The sequence below is a fragment of the Streptomyces sp. SDr-06 genome (assembly GCF_003324565.1).
In the GTDB taxonomy this organism is placed as follows: Bacteria; Actinomycetota; Actinomycetes; order Streptomycetales; family Streptomycetaceae; genus Streptomyces.
Genome location: NZ_QOLA01000007.1, coordinates 247,430 through 266,487, shown reverse-complemented (window position 1 = coordinate 266,487; position 19,058 = coordinate 247,430). Strand labels below are relative to the sequence as shown.

At 70.3% G+C, this 19,058-nt stretch carries 19 protein-coding genes; 9 read left to right on the top strand and 10 right to left on the bottom strand.

The window, feature by feature from the left end; genetic code table 11:
• Positions 1-146: 146 nt before the first annotated feature.
• From DT019_RS17930 to DT019_RS17920, 3 genes are all read right to left on the bottom strand, one after another.
• Positions 147-932 carry an AraC family transcriptional regulator gene (locus DT019_RS17930; RefSeq protein ID WP_189389693.1) on the bottom strand — a complete coding sequence of 262 codons (786 nt, stop codon included), beginning with the start codon at positions 930-932 and terminating at the stop codon, positions 147-149.
• 102 nt (positions 933-1,034) lie between these two features.
• Complete coding sequence (locus DT019_RS17925; RefSeq protein WP_114037822.1) at positions 1,035-2,255, bottom strand: 4-hydroxybenzoate 3-monooxygenase; 1,221 nt, start codon at positions 2,253-2,255, stop codon at positions 1,035-1,037.
• Between the two features lie 228 nt (positions 2,256-2,483).
• On the bottom strand, positions 2,484-2,933 hold the full coding sequence (locus tag DT019_RS17920; RefSeq protein ID WP_114037821.1) for an SRPBCC family protein: 450 nt from the start codon (positions 2,931-2,933) through the stop codon (positions 2,484-2,486).
• 165 nt (positions 2,934-3,098) lie between these two features.
• Here DT019_RS17920 and DT019_RS17915 point away from each other — a divergent pair, with 165 nt between their 5' ends.
• Complete coding sequence (locus tag DT019_RS17915) at positions 3,099-3,701, top strand: helix-turn-helix domain-containing protein (protein ID WP_114037820.1); 603 nt, start codon at positions 3,099-3,101, stop codon at positions 3,699-3,701.
• 187 nt (positions 3,702-3,888) lie between these two features.
• Entirely contained in the window at positions 3,889-4,194 is a 306-nt protein-coding gene (locus tag DT019_RS17910) for a hypothetical protein (protein WP_114037819.1), read from the top strand.
• 63 nt (positions 4,195-4,257) lie between these two features.
• Here the strand turns inward: DT019_RS17910 and DT019_RS17905 are convergent, their stop codons facing one another.
• Complete coding sequence (locus DT019_RS17905) at positions 4,258-4,629, bottom strand: winged helix-turn-helix transcriptional regulator (protein ID WP_114037818.1); 372 nt, start codon at positions 4,627-4,629, stop codon at positions 4,258-4,260.
• Positions 4,630-4,721: 92 nt separating this feature from the next.
• On the opposite strand from DT019_RS17905, the gene DT019_RS17900 reads away from it, so the two are divergent.
• A complete protein-coding gene (locus DT019_RS17900) occupies positions 4,722-5,561 on the top strand; it encodes an SDR family oxidoreductase (protein WP_114037905.1) in 840 nt (279 codons plus the stop codon).
• A 111-nt stretch (positions 5,562-5,672) separates the two neighbouring features.
• On the opposite strand, the gene DT019_RS17895 is transcribed toward DT019_RS17900, so the two are convergent.
• Positions 5,673-6,932: a M20 family metallopeptidase gene (locus DT019_RS17895; protein ID WP_114037817.1), complete on the bottom strand. Its 1,260-nt coding sequence runs from the start codon at positions 6,930-6,932 to the stop codon at positions 5,673-5,675.
• Between the two features lie 203 nt (positions 6,933-7,135).
• Between DT019_RS17895 and DT019_RS17890 the strand changes: the two genes are divergently transcribed.
• Both DT019_RS17890 and DT019_RS17885 read left to right on the top strand, forming a co-directional pair.
• Complete coding sequence (locus DT019_RS17890; RefSeq protein ID WP_114037816.1) at positions 7,136-7,435, top strand: antibiotic biosynthesis monooxygenase family protein; 300 nt, start codon at positions 7,136-7,138, stop codon at positions 7,433-7,435.
• 356 nt (positions 7,436-7,791) lie between these two features.
• Positions 7,792-8,781 (top strand): phospholipase, encoded by a 990-nt coding sequence (locus DT019_RS17885; RefSeq protein ID WP_114037815.1) that lies wholly within the window; start codon positions 7,792-7,794, stop codon positions 8,779-8,781.
• Between the two features lie 143 nt (positions 8,782-8,924).
• On the opposite strand, the gene DT019_RS17880 is transcribed toward DT019_RS17885, so the two are convergent.
• Positions 8,925-9,572: a DUF4328 domain-containing protein gene (locus tag DT019_RS17880; protein WP_223279639.1), complete on the bottom strand. Its 648-nt coding sequence runs from the start codon at positions 9,570-9,572 to the stop codon at positions 8,925-8,927.
• A gap of 297 nt (positions 9,573-9,869) precedes the next feature.
• Here DT019_RS17880 and DT019_RS17875 point away from each other — a divergent pair, with 297 nt between their 5' ends.
• From DT019_RS17875 to DT019_RS17865, 3 genes are all read left to right on the top strand, one after another.
• Positions 9,870-10,532 carry a DUF4232 domain-containing protein gene (locus DT019_RS17875; protein WP_114037813.1) on the top strand — a complete coding sequence of 221 codons (663 nt, stop codon included), beginning with the start codon at positions 9,870-9,872 and terminating at the stop codon, positions 10,530-10,532.
• A gap of 245 nt (positions 10,533-10,777) precedes the next feature.
• Positions 10,778-11,572, top strand: coding sequence for a thioesterase family protein (locus DT019_RS17870; protein ID WP_114037812.1), 795 nt, complete (start codon positions 10,778-10,780; stop codon positions 11,570-11,572).
• A 174-nt stretch (positions 11,573-11,746) separates the two neighbouring features.
• Positions 11,747-12,175 (top strand): DUF6234 family protein, encoded by a 429-nt coding sequence (locus DT019_RS17865; RefSeq protein ID WP_223279638.1) that lies wholly within the window; start codon positions 11,747-11,749, stop codon positions 12,173-12,175.
• A gap of 84 nt (positions 12,176-12,259) precedes the next feature.
• On the opposite strand, the gene DT019_RS17860 is transcribed toward DT019_RS17865, so the two are convergent.
• Positions 12,260-12,682, bottom strand: a complete 423-nt coding sequence (locus tag DT019_RS17860) for a MarR family winged helix-turn-helix transcriptional regulator (protein ID WP_114037811.1) — start codon at positions 12,680-12,682, stop codon at positions 12,260-12,262.
• A gap of 162 nt (positions 12,683-12,844) precedes the next feature.
• On the opposite strand from DT019_RS17860, the gene eno reads away from it, so the two are divergent.
• Positions 12,845-14,152, top strand: coding sequence for a phosphopyruvate hydratase (gene eno / locus DT019_RS17855; protein ID WP_223279637.1), 1,308 nt, complete (start codon positions 12,845-12,847; stop codon positions 14,150-14,152).
• A gap of 166 nt (positions 14,153-14,318) precedes the next feature.
• On the opposite strand, the gene DT019_RS17850 is transcribed toward eno, so the two are convergent.
• From DT019_RS17850 to DT019_RS17840, 3 genes are all read right to left on the bottom strand, one after another.
• Positions 14,319-15,059, bottom strand: a complete 741-nt coding sequence (locus DT019_RS17850; RefSeq protein ID WP_411292716.1) for a VC0807 family protein — start codon at positions 15,057-15,059, stop codon at positions 14,319-14,321.
• A 256-nt stretch (positions 15,060-15,315) separates the two neighbouring features.
• Positions 15,316-15,843: a hypothetical protein gene (locus DT019_RS17845; RefSeq protein WP_114037809.1), complete on the bottom strand. Its 528-nt coding sequence runs from the start codon at positions 15,841-15,843 to the stop codon at positions 15,316-15,318.
• Positions 15,844-16,199: 356 nt separating this feature from the next.
• On the bottom strand, positions 16,200-18,941 hold the full coding sequence (locus DT019_RS17840) for a LuxR family transcriptional regulator (RefSeq protein WP_223279636.1): 2,742 nt from the start codon (positions 18,939-18,941) through the stop codon (positions 16,200-16,202).
• Positions 18,942-19,058: the final 117 nt, after the last annotated feature.

The window sequence follows — 19,058 nt, the reverse complement described above, 5'->3', positions numbered from 1 at the left end:
ACGACCTCCGAACAGAGGAATCGGGACGGATCGCCCAGCCCCGAGTATGGCCATGTCCGAACACCTGTCAGACGAACAAATCCAGCCAAAGGCAGTCGGACGCAGATGCACACCACATCTACCCGCTGCTGTCGTATCCGGAGGCGCTACGTCGCCTCGTCGCGCAGTCCGGCCTGGTAGCGGCCCGGCGTCTGGCCGACGACGTCGGCGAACGCGTCGATGAAGCTGGAGGGGTTGGACCAGCCGCATTCCATCGCTGTGTCGGTGACGGACAGCCCTTGGGTGAGGTGGGCCAGGGCATGGTGGATGCGCAGGGTGGTGCGCCAGCGGTGGAAGCTCATGCCCAGCTCGGTGTGGAACAGGCGGCTCAGGGTGCGTTCGCTCGCTCCCGCCAGGCGCCCCAGCTCGGCCAGCGTCGCGGCCCGGCCCGGATCGGCGTGCAGCAGGTCGGTCACCGCGCGGAGCCTGTCGTCACCGGGCTCGGGCAGATGCAGCGGCTGCTCGGGGGTGTCGCGAAGCTCGTCGATCACCACCGCGAGCAGCCGCTCATGGGCGCCGGGGCGGGTTTCCGGCCGGTCGGTCAGCACCAGGACGGCCTCGCGCAGCAGCGGGCTGACCGCGAACACGCACGGCCGCTGCGCGAGTTCACCGCACAGCTCGACCGGGACCGCGAGCACGCGGGCGTCGGTCCTGCCGTAGAACCGGTGGGAGTGGGCGAACCCGGGCGGCGTCCATGTCAGCCGGTTGGCGGGCGCGACCCAGGTCCCGAGTTCGGTCGTGGTCGCCAGAGTGCCGGCCGCCGCGTACACCAGCTGGCCCTGGACGTGCGAGTGCGGGTCGAGCCGGTAGCCGTGCGGCAGCCACCCCGCCCCGCTGAGGGGCATGTCCCGTACCTCGGACGAATCCTGGGTGGCCCGGCGGTGTTTCGGCATCGGAGGTGAGCCTATCGGCGGGCCGATGGTGTTCCGTGGAAGCGAGAGCGGTGACATACGCGGCCAACCTCCTTGTCTGGCGGCTCTGTTGAGCCTCGTGCGTCACGCGGCCGGGTTGTCTGCTTCCAGGGGTTCCAGGGGTTCCAGGGGTTCCAGGGGTTCCAGGGGTTCCAGGGGTTCCAGCAGGCTCTCCAGGTTCTTCAGGGCGATGCGCTTGCGGAACTCCCCTTCGTAGGAAGGGTCACCGGCGTCGTGCATCGCCTCGGTCATCCAGACCGCCGAGGCCTGCTTTCGCCAGGTATGGTCCAGGCACGTCCGCGAGTACCTGTCGAGCAGGGCGGAATCATGCTCTTCCACCCAATGGATCACCGCGCGCGCGAACACGTCGGCGTCGTGGAGCGCCAGGCTCATGCCCTGTGCGCTCATCGGCGAGATGATGTGCGCCGCGTCCCCCAGGAGGTAGAGCCTTCCATGGCTCATGGGGCTGAAGACGACACCCTGCAGTGGCACGATCTGCTTGCTCGTGATCGGCCCCTTGCACGGCGCGTATGCGCCGAAGCGGGCTCCCAGTTCGCTCCAGATGCGGTCGTCCGGCCACTGACCGACCGTGTCGGTGAGCGGGCACTGCAGGTAGAGGCGGCTCGCGTTCGGCCCACGGGTGATCTGCGCGGCGAAACCGCGCGAGTGCACCGCCATCACGGCGGGCGGGTCCACGGGAGCCGCGGTCATGGCGGCGAGCCAGGCGTACCCGAACGCATGGGTCGAGCTGGTGAGGACATCGGTGGGGACAGCTGTCCTGCTGACGCCGTGGAAGCCGTCGCCGCCGGCGACGAAGTCACAGCTGAGGGTCCTGGTCGTGCCGTCGTCGCGCCGGTAGCGGACCAGAGGGTTCCCGGTGTCGACGTCGTGCAGCGAGACGTCCTCGGCGCCGAAGCGCAGATCGCCGCCGTCGCGCAGGAACACCTTGATGAGGTTGCGGACGAGGACCTGCTGAGGGCAGTACGCCCCGTCGTCGCCGTCCCCGCCGTCGGCGACGCCCACCTTCCACCGCCGCTCCTCCCCCTCGATCAGCAGCGGAACGGTCCCGCCGGAGTCGCTGTGGCCGTGGCCTTCGACGACTTCGGCCAGGCCCCACTCACGCAGGCGGCGCACCCCGCCGGCGTCGAGCGACCCGGCCCGCTGCCGCTGCTCGACGTGTTCGCGGCTGTGTTTCTCCAGGACGACGCAGCCGACGCCCTTGCGCAGGAGGAAATTGCCGAGCGCCAGCCCGGCGACGCCTCCTCCGACGATGACGACGCTGGTGTCCTTACCGTTGGTGGTCATGTGTGGTGAGCTCCTCGCAGAAGGCCGAGTCACACCCGCAGGGCGAACGGCGATGCCGTCCCTGCGTGATGCCGCGTACTGACACCACTGTGGAACCCGCCGCGCCCGCACCCAACCGGTGAAGGGACACCTGATACCGGAAACCCGCCAAACCCCGTGGAAGATGGAAGCCAGTGCGCGAGGCCCCTCACCCGGCAGCCCATCCACCTCCGCAGGTGCTACCCCGCCTCACCGATCCGGCGTGTGCTCCTCGGCATGGCGAGCCAGGCCTTCCGCCATGCCCTGCATGAATTTCTGGAGGTAGCGCGGCATGATCCAGCGCAGCAGCAGGCTCGTCTCGTACTCGCCGTACCAGTGGATGACCGTGCCCGAGCCGGGGGTCGGCTCCAGCTCCACACGCGCGTGATAGTTGCGCATCGACGGATTGAACGCGTCTTCGTAGGCCAGGAGACGGCGCTCGACCTTCTCGGTCAGCCGCTCCCCAGTGACCGTGCGCCCCGTCCGGAAGGCCCGGACGGCGCCGACGCCGTCGTCACCGCCGGGGTCGAGGTCGGTCGACCGCTCCGTGTCCAGACTGTCCACCCTGGACCACAGCGGCCAGCTCGCGGCGTCGACCAGCAGCTTCCAGACGGTGTCGGGCGAGGCCTTGGTGGTCACGGTGACGTCGTACCTGTGCATGGCGAGGGGCTCCTTCGGCTCGTAGGACCTCTGTGAGTGGATGCGGTGTGGGCCGCGACGGTCAAGAGGGTGTGTGAGGCAGTCGTCAGGGTCGGCGGCCCCTCAGTTTCGGCAGGTCCCTCGCGATCAGGCACGAAAGCTTGCGGTAATGGCAAGGTGGGCCTCATGGACCCGAAGACGCCCAGGACGGACGAGGACGTACTCGACGGTGTGGGGCCACGGCTTCGTGCGCTCCGGCGTGACCGCGGCATCACCCTCGCCGACATCGCGGCGACGACCGGCGTCTCGGAGAGCACGCTGTCCCGGCTGGAGAGTGGACAGCGCCGCCCCACCCTGGAGTTGCTGCTGCCGCTGGCCCGCATCTACGACGTACCGCTGGACGACCTCGTCGGCGCCCCGCGCACCGGCGACCCGCGGATCCACCTCAAGCCGATCAAGCGGTTCGGCATGACGTTCGTGCCGCTGTCCCGCCGGCCGGGCGGGGCGCACGCGTTCAAGATGATCATCCCCGCCCGGCCGAAACCGCTCGAACCGACCCCCCAGACCCACGAAGGCTTCGAGTGGCTGTATGTGCTCAGCGGTCGCCTGCGGCTGGTGATCGGCGAGCGGGACCTGACGCTGCCGCCGGGTGAGGCCGCCGAGTTCGACACCTCCCTGCCGCACTGGCTGGGCAGTGCCGACGGCGGCGCGGTGGAACTGCTCATCCTGTTCGGCCTGCAAGGGGTGCGGGCACACGTGCGCACCTCCGGCCCCGCATCCACTGCCTGAGGCTGTTGCGCGACCCCCGGCCGGTGCTGCGCACGGTGGATGATCCGCCGCCGCCTACCGCACGGGTTTACCCCCTGACGCTCTGGGTGGAGCCGACGCTCCTCCGGCGGCACGATGTGTCCCGCCCGGCTCCGCCCCTAGCCTCCTGTGCTGAGCACACCACCCGCGATGAGACAGGGAGAGCACCGTGCGCAAACTCAGGATCGTCTCGTTGGCAGCAACTGCCGTACTGATCGGAACCGGCGCGGCCACCCTGGGGCCCGCCGCCCAGGCATCGGCGTCGCCCAAGTGCCATGTGTGGGAGCAGAACACCACCCGGTTCTCCGGCTGGTGTGACGGCCGGGGCCCCGCCAGCTACCGCGCGACCATCACCTGCCGACACGGCGGAGAGCACCAGGGACAGTGGCACTGGCTGGGAGACCGCCGGGGCTCGACGGCATGGTGCGAGAAGAACGACCGCGTCGCCAGCAAGTGGCAGTTCATCAGTGGTTGATCGTCCTGTGAGGGTCGGGCTGCCCTCGGTGACCGTTCAAAGGGCCACCGAGGGCAGCCCACACTACTCCGCCACGCGGGGCGGCAGCCCTTGGGTGATCCGGTCGAACAGGTCCCTCAGCGGCTCCCCGAGAGCCTGCCCGAACTCCGTGAGTCCGTAGGTGACTTGAGGGGGCGTCGTCGGCTCCACCTCCCGTCGGACCAGGCCGTCCTTGACCAGGGCGCGCAGGGTCTGGGAGAGCATCTTCTCGCTGATGCCATGGATGCTCTCGCGCAGCTCGTAGAACCGAAGGTCGTTGCTCCGCAAGGCGATCAGCACCCAGATGCCCCACCTGCTGGTCACGTGGTCGACCACGTCACGGGCAGGGCAGTCAGTGTGAAACACCTCATACCGCCGGTCGGTCCCGGCCTGTGTCACCTGCACGCCTTCCGCCATGTCCGGAGCTTACCTCTGGGTATGTTCTTACGAAAAGTAAGCCCGGCTCCTAGCGTCAACGACCTCAGCACACAACGGATTTGGAGCTGGACATGATCGTGGTGACCGGGGCTACCGGGAATGTGGGCAGGCCTTTGACGCAGGCCCTGGCCGACGCGGGCGAGCAGGTGACGGCGGTGTCACGGCACAGAGCGGCGGTGCCGGACGGGGTCCGGCACGTGTCGGCCGATCTGACCGATCCCGCGAGTCTCGCCCCCGTGCTGGACGGGGCGAAGGCGTTGTTCCTCCTGCTCTCCGGCGACCTGCACGCTCCCGAAGCGAGGCCGACCGACATCATCGACCTGGCCGCCGCCAGCGGAGTCCGCCGCATCGTCCTGCTGTCTTCGCAGGGCGTGGCGACCAGGCCGCTCGGCCCGTCACGGGTCGCGATGCGCGCGCTGGAGGACGCGTTGCGGGAGTCGGGGCTGGACTGGGCTGTCGTGCGACCGGGCGGGTTCGCCTCCAACGCCTTTGCCTGGGCCGAGTCCGTCCGCACACACAGGACGGTCGCCGCGCCCTTCGGTGATGTGGGAGTGCCGGTCGTCGATCCGGCCGACATCGCCGAAGTGGCGGCGGCCTGCCTGCTGGACGACCGGCACACCGGCGGAGTCTTCGAGCTCACCGGCCCCGAGGTGATCACACCCCGGCAGCAGGCGGAGACCATTGCCGCCGCCCTCGGCACGCCGGTGCGGTTCCACGAACTCACCCGCGCCCAAGCCAAGGCGGCGATGACCCAGTTCCTGCCGGCCGAGCTCGCCGACGACACCCTCACCATCCTCGGCGACCCCACCCCCGCCGAACTGCGCATCAGCCCGGACGTGGAACGAGTCCTCGGCCGCGCCCCTCGCCCCTTCGACAGCTGGCTCACGCGCAACATCGCCGCCTTCCGCTGAGCCTCCAGCTCATCCGGGGCCCAAGGGCGACCCCGCGGACGACTCCGACGACACCCAACCACTGAGCGTACGAAAGCGATTCGCCTCGGTGCGACCGACGTAACACTGCCACTATGCACGGCGGGTTCGTGCGGCGAGCCAGCCCGCCATGGCGCGGACGCCCAGGCCGATCGCCCGCTCGTCCGGGGTGAAGTCAGGGAAGTGCGGATAGGAGGTCGTGACCGGGGCCCCGGGGGTGCGGACCCCGAGGAATGTGTACGTACCGGGGATGCGGTTCAGGTAGAGCGCGAAGTCCTCACCGCTGAAGGGAATCGCCGCCTGCATCTCGGTCACGGCGTCCCTGCCGAGCGTGCGGCGCAGATGGCCGGCGAGGGCGTCGCCGTCGCCCTTGGGGCAGACCATGGCGGGGAACGGGTCGGCCGGGAAGGTGGCCTCGGCCCCCTCGTACCGCCCGGCCAGGCGCCGGATGTTCTCCCGCACCTCCTGGTAGCGGTCCGGCGGCCAGCAACGACTCGACACGTTCACCTTGGCCCCATCAGTCCGCGCCTGAGCGGTCACGAAGCGGGTCAACGGGCCGCCCGGAGTCTGCAGCTCCGCCACCAGCCGCGCCAGCTCGACCTCGCCCGTCGGCGGCGTCACCGTGGCAAGGGCACTGATTTGGGTGGCGAGCCGCTGCGCGGCCGCGGCGGCGTCGGAACCGGACAGAGTCACCCCCGCATGGTCCTGTCCGGGCAGACCGTAGCCCGACGTCACCGCGAACTGCCCCACCGGGAACGGTCCGCAGTGCAGGGCGTGGATTTCCTGGGCTCCGGTGTGCTCCAGGAACCCGGCGTCCAGCACCTTCTGCGCGCCCGCCAGCGACTCCTCGGCCGGCTGGAAGAGGAACACCACCGTGCCACTCAGCCGTCGGCGCATCCGGGCCAGGACCCGCGCTACGCCCACGGCCACCGTCGTGTGGATGTCGTGACCGCAGACATGAGCGGTGGCGGTCCCGCCCCCGATGATGCTCTGCGGGGGCACCGCGTCCATGTCGGCCCGGTAGGCGACCGTCCGGCCCGGCAGCGAACCGCGCAGAACGCCGATCACACCGTTGCCGCCCACCCCCGTGGTGACGCTCAGCCCCGCGTCCTGGAGGTGGCGGGCCACCAGTGCCGCCGTGCGGTACTCCTGCCCCGGCGCTTCGGGGTGGCTGTGGATGTCCCGCCGCAACGCGATCAACTCGCGATCCAGACGAGCCATGGCGGAGTGTGCCTCGCCCGGTGCGGCCGGCCGCCCCTTCCCCTCGGCGAAGGCCGTTCCTCCACAGAGGACCCCCGCGCCGGCCGCAACCACCCCACCCAGAACCACCCGCCGTGCGAGTCCCTGCTCCATCGGTCGCTCCACCGTCTTCCCCTGCTCCCCTGCCGTCGTGATGTGACGCCTCAAGCCTGGCGCCGCAACGCCCAGCCGCCCAACCGGCCCGCCCCCCGCTTCGGGGTACGGAAAACCCCCGGTCCGCGGCCCCCTCCCCTGCGGGCGCGACGGCGTGACTACGATCGTCAGCCAAAACACGACCACACAGGGGGGAACAGAAAATGTTCGCAGTCGTCTACCGGTGGCGCCTCCAACAGGGCAAGGAACAGCAGTTCATCGAGGGGTGGCACCGGATGACCGCGGCGATCCACCGTCAGTGCGGAAGCTACGGCTCGCGGTTGCACCGGGCCGACGACGGCACGTGGCTCGCCTACGCACGCTGGCCGACCCCTGAGGCCCGCGAACAGTGCGCGCTGCCCGACCCCGAGGCGGCGGCGATGATGAGCGACGCCATCGCGGAACGCTTCCCCGAGGCCCGGCTGCACATCGTCGACGACCTGCTCGCGGAACCGGCCACCTGACCCGACGCGGTCCGACACGGCGGCTCCCCGCCGCGCCGCCCGTACTCAAGCCCAGGACGCCCCAGCGAGCCCGTCCCGCCCACAACTCCATTTCAGCCAAAGGGATTTGCCGCCCACATACACGCCGGTCATGTGCAACGTGTGGGGCCCATGCTTCATCTAGCTGCATGGCACGGCGCATCGGGCGCCCTGCCGGCGGAGGAAGGATCGCCCCTGCCCAAAGGGGGCCATCCTTGGGAAGGAAGTCCATGACCAGGATCTCAACGGCCCTCCCCGTCTGGGCCCCCTGCGCGGGCCACGCGACCTTCGCCTGGCCGACTCAGGACACTGGCACGCAGCACGAAGGAGTGTGTTTCTTGACTGCCCGACTTCGAAAGAGCGCCGGTCTGCGGGGGCTACTGGCGCTCACCACGGCTCTGTGCGCAATCATCGGCGTCACCGCGCTGGGTACGGCGCCTGCGACAGCGGCCGATCAGCGCCACGCGATCTACGCCATCGCCCACCGCGTCGACACCCTCGACGGTGTGGACGCCGCACTCAAGCACGGCGCGAACGCCATCGAGATCGACGTCTGTTCCTGGTGGAATCCGAACGAATGGCGCGCCTATCACGACTGCTCATCGGCCGGTGACAACCGGCGCGGTCCCAGCTTCGACAGCATGATCGACCGCATCGTCTCCAACGCCAAGGCAGGACGCCGACTGGCCCTGGTCTGGCTGGACATCAAGGACCCGAACTACTGCGGGGAAGCCCCCAACCGGGCATGCAGCGTCGCCGGACTGCGGGACAAGGCCCAACGCCTCACAGCCGCCGGGATCCAGGTGCTCTACGGCTTCTACGAGTACCACGGCGGCAGCACCCCGGACGTGGGCGGCCGGGGGTGGCAGAGCCTCGAAGGCAGGCTCGGCCCGCTGGAAGGCATCACCACGACCGGCACGCGTGACCAGGTCATGGGCGCCTTCAACCGGTCCGGTTCCGGGTTCCCGGCGAGCCACCGGGCGATGGACTACGGCGACACCGACATCACCAACGGGTTCGGCAACTGCACGGAGCCCAGCCAGAAGACGTGCGCGGAGCTGAAGAAGGGCGCGGGAGAACGGTCCGCCAGACGTCTCGCGGCAACGTTGTCGTGGACGACGACGTACAACGACCCGTGGTACGTGGACAAGCTTCTGGGCGACGCGCGTGTCGACGGGATCATCGCGGGCTACGGCGCCTTCACCGGTGTGCGTGAGTACGACGACAACTGGAAGTGCGCCAACGCCATCAAGCTGGTCCGCGACTGGGTGAGCGCGCACGGCTCCACCCATCGCATGGCCACCAGCTCGGACCGCCTCTTCAAGTAGCGCCCGCGGTCCTGCCGAGACGGCCCTGCCGCCCTGGTGGTGCCAAGGGCTCCCGAGGGGGGCGATGGGGGCTTGCCCGCAACGGGCGGGCAAGCCCTGCTGGTGCCAAGCGATGGCGCCGGCCGGACGCCGTCGCCCGTCCGTCAGACGGCGGCGACCGGCCCTTCCGTCGCCTTGACGTGCTGCATCGCGGTCAGCTTGCGGACGAAGACGATCGCGAGAAGCGCGGCCGACATGCTCAGCGCGTCGGCCAGCATCATGACGTCGGCGGCGCGTTGAAGGCTCTGAGCGGTCTCGGCGTTCTTGGACATGGTCGAGGCAAGCCGCCCGACCACCAGGTTGGCCACCCACAGGGTCCACCACGCCGTGATCGGCCACCGCGACACGGTGCGCCACGAACCGTCCGCGGCGGTCTGCGCGCTGGCCGTCCAGATCTCGCGGGCAACCTGGGAAGGGATCCACAGGTTGCCGACGGGGATGAACCACCCGCCGATCGTCCAGCCCTTGCCCCGGGTGCACACATCACCCGCGAACACGTCGGCATTCGAACGGACACGGTAGAACCAGATGATGAAGACAACCGCTGTCGCGATCAGGATGATCCACTGAAGGGACCCGGCCAGCTGACAGAGGCGATCGGCGCGGTCGATCTCGCCCTCGTCGCGGGAGAGCAGGTCTCCGCTCACCCCATGTGTGACGGCATCGGTGTATACGGCGAAAGCATCGATGGCGGCGGCCACGGCGAGGAGCACGCTGGTGGCGGTGGCCAGTCCGCGCGGTGAGCGCAGCACCGGTCCGGACGATGGCATGACGGCAGGCTGAGGCAGCATGGATGGGACCCCCCGAGGAAATGTGCAGACGGCCCACGTGAGTGGGCGCCGGAGCAACGTATGCCATGTGGTCTGGCCAGGCGAAACGGATATCTCGTACGCCCTGTGCGCCGCGATCATGTCACCGGTCTGTGACAGGGGTGTCGTAGAGAGGCGACATCCCTGTCCCCTTGGCTCAGGGCCCCTTCATAGTGATCGAACAAGCACTCGTGAGCCGTCAGCGGCTCAGCTTCGACCAAGCGATACCAAGGGGTTTTCATGTCCGGCAACCGTCGCAAGGCCTTCCTCGTCTCCGCAGCCCTCCTCAGCGGCACGATGCTGATGACGGCGTGCCAGAACGGCGACGCGGACGCCACGCAAAGCCCTTCGAGCGGCACCCCGGCCCCCAGCACGGCCGCCCCGTCGGGCTCTTCGGGATCGGGCGGCGCCCAGAGCGGTGGCAAGAACACCGGCGGGCAGGGCTCGACCGCAGGAACCGGCTCCGGCGGGAACAGCAAGGCTGCCAAGTGCCGCACCTCCGAGCTGGAGTTCACGGCCAAGGACCGCACCATCAGTGGCGACGCCAACGGCACCGTCGTGGTCGAGCTGAAGAACCACGGCGGTCACGCCTGCGCCATATCCGGCTACGCCGGTGTCGACCTCAAGACCAACGCGGGCACTGTGTCCGCCAAGCGCACCGGGGAACCGGCCCCCGCGACCACCCTCAAGGTCGGGCAGTCGATCGACTTCGGCATCACCTACCCCATCAACAAGACCGGCGGGTCCGGCGTGCGCATCACCGGACTGCTGGTCACCCCGCCGAGCGAAACCAAGACCGTCACCCTCACCTGGCCCGGCGGCGCCACGCTGCCCGCGGAGGACGGCAGCTCGCCGGTGAAGGTCGGCCCGATCGGCAGCGCCGGCCAGGGCGGCGGCAACTGAGCCGAACTCCGAGCTCGCAGCGTGGAGTTGCTCCACATCAGAATTCCGCCCGGCCTCAGTGTCACTCCTGAGCCGGGCGGTTTGGCTTGGGCCGGGCGACCGACCGGCACCCGCCACAAGCACATGGACGCCCCCAGATAGCCTACGGCGCGGGGATTACGGTGACAGGCGATGTCACCCCTCCCCCGACCCACTGACAAACGCCCCAGCACAGCCCGCTTCACCCCATCAAGGAGACCGATCCCGTGACCACCGGCATCGTCGCGCGTGAGAGCTACTACGAGCGGACGGGCGAGCACACCTACAAACCCACGGCTCACGCGGGTGGTGCATGGCAGAGCGATGAGCAGCACTTCAGCCCGCTCTCGGGGCTTGTCGTCCACGTGATGGAACGCCATCTCGCCCAGCGCCCCGAGCCCTTGACGCTCGCAAGGATCAGCTACGACATCCTTGGCCGCGTCGCCCTCGACGAGTGCGAGATCACCGTCGAGACCGTGCGCCCGGGCCGCACCATCGAACTCGTCGAAGCGACCGTGATCATCGCAGGGCGCCCGGTGGTCCGCGCCCGGGCCTGGCTGCTGGCGTCCCTGGACACCACGTCGGTCGCCGACAGCCCCCACGAGCGGATCCCCGCCCCCGAACAGCTCGCTCCCTGGGCGATGGGCGAGGAGTGGGACGGGGGCTACGTCTCCTCCATCGACGTCCGCCGGACTGCGCCGGCCCGCAAGGGCCGCGCGACTGCCTGGGTGTCCTCGCTCGTCGACCTGATCGCGGGCGAGCCGAGCAGCACCCTCGCCTCGTACATCGCTCTCGTCGACACCGCCAATGGGATCGCCGTGCAACAGGACCCCACGGCGTGGATGTTCCCCAACCTCGACCTGACGATCCACCTGCACCGCCAGCCGCGCGGCCCGTGGACCGGGCTGGACACCACGGCCACCTTCGGCCCGACGGGGCAGGGGCTCACCAGTAGCGTCCTGCACGACATCGACGGCCCCGTCGGCCACGCCGAACAGATCCTCACCGTGCGCCCCCTGTAGGCGAGTTCATTCACGTCGCCGGTTCAGGGCCCGGTGCGCCCCACGGCGGGGACGCCCGTGCCCTGGGCGGCCAGCCAGCTCGCCCCGCCGCTCGGGCCCTGTGCGTAGACCGCGAGGCACGCATGAGTAGGCGTACTCAGGCGCGCCCCCAGAAGGTCTGGCACGGTGCGGTCCATGAGACAGGTACTCGTCACAGCAGCAGCCCGTCTGCCGCGACCCTGGTCCAGCAGGACGTCCCTCGGCACGGATGTGGCCGCCGGTCTTCTGCTGTCCATGATCGAGATCGCGGTCGGCCTGGGGAGGGCCCTTTCCGAGGGCATGGACGTCTGGGCCGCCCAGGGCGATCGGACCCGGATCGACGCGTCGCACCTGGCCGACATCGCCTGGCTCGAGTACTTCCTTGGCGCCATCGTGCTGCTTGTCGTCATCGCGGCGCTCTCCCGCGCCCCCTGGACCGTCGTCCTGCAAATCTTGGCCGCCGCGTTGGTGGCCGTACTTCTCGCCCTGACGCAGCACGACTACGACAAGTCCCACCCCGGGCCGCCGCCGGCGCCCAACCCCCACTACACCCCCTGCTACAGCGGCAGCGGCCGTTGCTCCTGACGCGCGCGGCGCGTGCGGTGCCGGGAAGGGGGTGATGGGCGCGGCACGGGAGTGTGTGGCTGACGCCATGCCCGACGGACCCGCCTATCGGGTGGCGAGGCGCTCCAGCAGGGCTGCGCTCCGTGCGAGCAACGCCCGCTCCTCATCGGTGAGTTCGGCCTCGATGGCCTGCGCGAGCCATCCGACCCTGCGGCCGCGCTCCGCGTCGAGCGCGGCGCGGCCCGCGTCGGACAGCTCGACCAGCGACTTGCGGCCGTCCGTGGGATGGGCCCGGCGTGTGATGAGGTCCTGTTCCATGAGCAGCCCCACCGCCCGGGCCATCGACTGCGGGCGCACGCGCTGATCAGCGGCGAGGTCGCTGGTGGTCATGGCGCCGTTGCGGTCCAGCGCGCCGAGCACGGCGACCTGGCCCAGCGGGATGCGGTCCTCGTGCTGGACGCGGCGGGTGAGCTTGCCCATGGCGGTGCGCAGTTCAGCGGCGATGGCGGCGGCTTCCGAGATGGGCATAGGGCACTTTACCCCGCTGGTCAGCCTTGCTGCGCGGCTGACCTGCACAGCAACGCTGTACAGCAAAACTGCACAGCATTGCTGTATGGTTTTTCCTGTCGGGCTCAGCGCCAGCGCTGTCGCAGCCGGGGCCCGGGCACATGACAACGGGAAGGACCTCCCATGTCCGCAATGCCAGTCGAGACCCTCGACACCACCATCGAGACCGTCGCCGCCCGCCGGATCATCGACAGCCGGGGCAACCCCACGGTCGAGGTCGATGTCGTCCTGGCGGACGGTTCCCTGGGGCGCGCGGCCGTCCCCTCCGGCGCCTCGACCGGAGCCCGGGAGGCCGTGGAACTGCGTGACGGAGACTCCGCGCGCTGGCACGGCAAGGGTGTCGACCGTGCGGTCGACCACGTCAACGGGGAGATCGCGGCGTCCGTACGCGGCAGGGACGCGGTGGACCAAGCGGGGCTCGACGCCGCACTGGCCTCCCTCGACGGCACCGCCACGAAGTCCCGGCTCGGCGCCAACGCGATCCTCGGTGTCTCCCTCGCCACCGCAAAGGCCACCGCGGCAGCCCACCGCCAGCCCCTCTACCGCTACCTCGGCGGCGCCGACGCCCACCTCCTGCCGCTGCCGATGATGAACATCGTGAACGGCGGCGCCCACGCCGACAATCCGCTGGATTTCCAGGAGTTCATGATCGCGCCCGTGGGCGCGGACACCTTCGCCGAAGCCGTCCGCATGGGCAGCGAGGTCTTCCACACCCTGCGCCGCGACCTGCTGGCCGCCGGGCACTCCACGGGCGTCGGCGACGAGGGCGGCTTCGCGCCCGCTCTGCGCACCGCCGAGGAGGCCCTCGACTTCGTGATGGCCGCCATCGAGCGCACCGGCTACCGCCCCGGCGCGGACATCGGCCTGGTCATGGACCCGGCGTCGTCGGAGTTCTTCCGCGACGGACTGTACGACTACACGGGCGAGGGTGTGCGCCGTACCCCTTCCGAGCACGCCGACTACCTGGTCAAGCTCATCGATGCCTACCCCGTCGTCTCCATCGAGGATCCGATGGCGGAGAACGACCTCGACGGCTGGCGCGAGCTGACCGCCCGCGTGGGCGACCGCTGCCAGCTCACCGGCGACGACGTGTTCTGCACCAACGAGACGCTGCTGCGGGAAGGCATCCGTACCGGCGTCGGCAATTCGGTCCTGATCAAGGTCAATCAGATCGGGACCCTGACCGAGGCACTGACCGCCGTGGCCACCGCCCACCAGGCGGGCTGGACGGCTGTCATGTCGCACCGCTCGGGCGAGACGGAGGACACCACCATCGCGGATCTGGCCGTGGCGACCGGCTGCGGTCAGATCAAGACCGGCTCGCTCTCCCGCTCCGACCGCACGGCCAAGTACAACCAACTGATCAGGATCGAGGAGGAGTTGGGCGACGCGGCACGCTTCGCGGGCGCAGCCGTACTGCGCCGGGCGTGAACAGAAGGAGGGGCCGGCCACCCTGCGGGCCCCCGGGTCGACCGGGGGCCCGCTCGCGGGCGCGATCCTTCGCGACGGCGCGATGCCCGTTCTTCAGCAGCGCAGGCCCCCGCCCTCTCCTACGGCCGTGACCTCTTCGCGGCGGCCCAGCTCACCCTTCCCGTGGTCACGGGGCCGCGGTTGCGGCAGCGAGCTGCTCACCCCGGCGGCGCGACCGCTTGCCGTACAGGGTGGTCCACACGACGAGGATGCCGAGGACGCCGTAGATCATGAACGGGCTGAGGTACACCATGACGTCCGTACTCAGCGCGTACACGAGTCCGACCCGGGCCACGGCCTCCAGGCAGTAGGCGACACCCCAGACCGCGGTCATGGTGGTGATGGTCCTGCGGAAGCCCTCGTACTGCCACAGGCCGTTCCACCACGCGGTGCTCTCGGCGGTGCCGTCGGTCGCGAACTTGCGGCCGAAGTAGAACATCAGCGGGCGCGGGGCCAGCAGTGTCGCCAGGCACAGGAGCCCGAACAGCCCCGTCACGGCGGAGTCCTTGACCAGCAGGGCCCGTGCCGAGTGCGCGCCCACGAGCGACACCACGGCCGTGATCACCAGAAACACCAGGGTGACGATGGCGAACTCGTCCAGCCGGCGGCGCCATGCGAGATGGAAGACACTGTCGAGCACCGGCCAGGCGCCCCCGGCCAGGAGCGCGGTGAACTCGCTCCAGCCGTGGTCGTGGAGCGCGTTGTACGTGAGGATCGGAGCGACCACGTTGAGACCGATGGTGAGGACCCATCCGAGAGCCGCGGCGCCCCCGGACCGGGCCGGCGGGCCAGGACGCTCCTGCGGGCCGGGCGCCCCGGCGTCCGACGCGCTCTCGGCGCCCTGCGTGGTGGTGTGGTGAGCGGGCACGGTTCCCCCTGAAGGTGCCTGGAAAGCGCGGGCTGCGCGCACGTAAGGCAGGCCCGCAGTACGGGACTTCGGACCCGGCACCGAATGATCACCGACCCTGGCCGGAATGGCTAATTCCGACCTTGCCCCGTGCTGGAAAACGACATCCTTGGAAGCTCACGCCCCGCTTTGTCCACCCCTCCCCCTCGGCAGAGGAGGAGGAGCGCACGTCCCCGGATGCGGATCCGGGCAGTCGTCACGGCACTCGGGGTTCAGTTCAGAACTGCAGCGGGTCCAGCCGCGTCTTGTTGTCCTCGCTCAGGGACAGACGGTTCGCGATGGTCGGCGCGAAATCCCCGTCCGAGAAGCCCAGGTCGAGTTCGTATCCGAACTTCCATGTGTCGTCGCCGTGCGGCTGGATGTTCAGCCGCAGGTGACCTGCCTGCAGTGCGTCCCAGGTGAAACCCGCCCGCACCTTCAAGGTGATCGGGCGGGTCGTACCGTCGCCGAACTGCCCGAAGAATCCCGTCGCCGAGGCGGCCACCTTGTTGTTGCGGTCCAGGACCTGGATGGACAGCAGCGTGTCACTGTCCTTGTTGTCGTCGAGGGTGAAGAACGTGATCGACGCGTCGGTCAGCGTCGCCCCCGGAGCCGCCAGGCGGCCGTGGGCCGACGCAGCGTGGTGGGACGAGGCGACCGGCGAAGACCTGTCGGCGGCGTGCGCCGCCCCGGCCGATCCGAACACGACGGCGAGAACGACGGCGGCCGAGGCGGCGGCCCTCCCCGTGAATGTGCTGGTCCTCATTGCACTCCCCTTTGCAAACGGCGCGAGACATAGTGGTCGGGTGAGAGCCCCGTCTCGCTCTTGGGTTCTCCGACGTCAGGAGGGTCGAACACCGACAGGCCCGTCCCCGCGGGCCCTTGCTGATCGATGGAACCCAGTATGTTGAGCCGTCACGCACCGTGGATCCGTAGTTCTGACAGGGAAAACACGCGGCCTGTGAACTGTGAAAAGGGGCCGCGGCCGCCCTCTTGCGGCCACGGCACCGCCATGTTCGGGCTTCCGACCGGTAGTTCTGCGGATCCGTTCACGGAAGTGCGACCCAGGACCTGGCACCTCGCTCGCCCTCCGCGCCCGGACACCAGGAGCTGAAGCCCGCCCTACGGGACAGGCTTCAGCTGCCGGATCAGTGCACGGCGCGACGAGACGCCCAGTTTTCGGTAGACGTTGCCCAGGTGGTAGTCCACCGTGCGTATGGACAGCAGCACTTCGGCGGCGATCTCTCTGCTCGTGCGGCCCTGTGCCGCCGCCCAGGCGATGCGCCACTCCTGTGGCGTGAGCACCCCCAGATCAGGCCGGTCGGCCTTCGGCACGGCGCGCAGGCCGAGCAGCGTCAGTTCGTGGCGGGCCTGCTCCGCCCACAGCGTGGCCTCGGCCGACTCAAAGACCTCCAGCGCCGCCGCGAGCGGCTGGTGGGCGTCCTGGCGACGTCTGGACCGGCGCAGCCACTGGCCTTGGCACAGCAGCGTTCTGGCCCGCTCCAACGGTTCATCGACGTCGCGGTGTGCCTCGAGCGCCGCGGTGAACAACGATCCGGCTGCGGTGCCACGCGCCAGCAGCGCGCGGCACCGCAGCGCCGCGGCCCGTCGGCCACGGCGGCCCGTCGCGGCGACGGCGGCGTCCAGCCGGTCCAGAACGCCCCGCGCCTCCGCGGTCAGCCCGGCCCGCACCAGAGCCTCGGCCAGGTCGGCGATGACGGGCACGACAGCGGGTTCGACGACGGCGCGCAGCACCGTGTCCGCCCGGCGCAGCTCGGGGACGGCGTCGGCGATCCGGCCGCCCGCCAGCGCCACGAGGCCCAGCGCGTACCGGACCCGTGCCTCGGTCTCCAGGTCGTCCGGGCACAGCCGCATCGCCTCCTCGGCATGGGCCGCGCAGTCCTCGGCACGGCCGAGAACGGCGGTGACCATGGCGAGCGTCGCGCGGGAGGCCGCGATGGTGGTCGGCTGCGCCATCGCGTCGGCGAGCCCGGCGCACTCCAGCGCGTCGGAGTACGCCGTGAGGGGGCGGCCGACGCGGACCTCCACCTGGGCGCGACGGCGCAGACCGTAGCCGAGCAACGCGATGTCGCCGACGGCTCGGGCCGCGGCCACGTCATGTTCGATCATGCGGCGTGCCAGGTCGTAGTCCTCGATGTACATCAGGACCTCGGCCAGTTCCGCGCACGCCCCGTTCGGCACGTGCCGCTCGCAGACCGCGACACACGCACGCGCCAGCTCCGCGCCGGCCGGCTGCCCGGCGAGCACCTGCGCCAGCGCCAGGCGCACCGCCCCTTTGGGGAAGACGGGGTTGGGCCGGCCGTCCGGGGCGGTCAGCGCCATCACCTTCGTACAGACGTCGAGCGTTGCCGCGACGTGCCACCGGGCCAGCGGGGCGTTCATGGCCAGACTGAGCATCCGGCCGGCCGCCAGCCTGTCCTCCGGTCCGGCCCCGGCCGCCTCCGCGACGAGCGCGTCGAAGATGTCGCCGGTCCGCCCGCGCAGGACCGCGTGGTAAGCGCGGTCGCCCAACACCTCGATGCGCGCGCTGACGTCGTCCCCCGCCAGGGCCTCCGCCTGGTCGAGCAGTTCCTCGGAATGGTCGAGCGCGCCCGCGGCGGACCAGATCGTCGCGGCCGCGCAGATTCTCCTGGCCCGCAGGACGGGCTCCCCGGTCAGCTCGGCGGCCCGTTCCAGGGCGGCGGCCTGCGCGACGATCCCGCCGTGCCGCCGGGCGCGGTCGGCGGTGGCCGCCAACGCGGCCGCGACCTGTTCGTCCGGCCCGACCGTCGCGCAGGCGAGGTGCCAGGCCCTGCGGTCCGCGTCCTTCGGTGATGTGCACGCTCCGGCCAACGCGGCGTGTGCCTGCCACCGTTCACCCGGGCCGGCTCCCGAGTAGACGGCCGACCTGATCAGCGGATGGCGGAACGTCACCGCACGGCCGGTGATCTGCACCAGGCCGCTGACGGTGCCCTCGTCCAGTGCCGCGAGCCGCAGGTCGAGCGCTTCGAGGGCCCGCGCCACCACCTCCAGGTCCGCGCTGCCCGCCGCCGCGCACACCAGCAGAGCCTGTCTCTGCCGGGCCGACATCGTCACCAGCGACGCCGCGAAGGCACGTTGCAGCAGCTTCGTCGTCGGCAGCGGCTCGACCAGCTCGCTGAGGCTCTCCGCGGACTCCAGGGACAACACCCGCGGCAGTTCCAGGAGGGCGAGCGGATTGCCCATGGTCAGCGCGGCCAGCCGGGCACCGACCAGTATCGGCACGTTTCCGCCGCGGGCCAGCAGTTGCAGACTGGCCTCCTCGTTCAGTCCCTCCAGGCGCAGCGTCTCGATGCCGGGCGCGTCGAACGCGGGGACCTCCCGGGTCGCGAACACGATCAACACCGAATCCGCGAGCAGTCGTCGGGCGGTGAACAACAAAGCGGCCGCCGACGCGTCGTCGATCCAGTGCGCGTCGTCGATCAGACACAACAGCGGCCGGCGCGCGGCGGCCGCGGTGAGCAGGGCGAGCGTCGCCGCGTAGACGGCGTGCCGGCCGCCGGCCACCGGTGGCGCGGCACCGTCGTCCGGCGGCACGAGGTCCGTCAGCACGTCGGCGTACCGGGCCGGTAGTTCCCGCGCCACGTCGAGCAGCGGCCCGACCAGCTCGCTCAGCGACGCGAGGGCCAGCTCCGACTCGAATTCGACCCCGGCCGCCCGCACGACGGTGCACCCCTGCGCGTGCTCGGCGAGGTGATCCAGCAACGCCGTCTTGCCGATGCCCGGCTCACCGCGCACCACGATGCTGCGCCCTCGGCCCCCACGCGCCTCGTCCAGCAGGAAGGCCAACCGCGCACGTTCCGTGTCCCGTCCGACGATCCGCATGTGCCCCCAGACAACTGCCCCCGCTGGGACACATGCTAGGGACGAGCCGCCCATGGATACCCGTCGCATTCACGCCCCTCCAGAGAGCGCTGTCCCGGCCCGGGCACCGCACCCCGG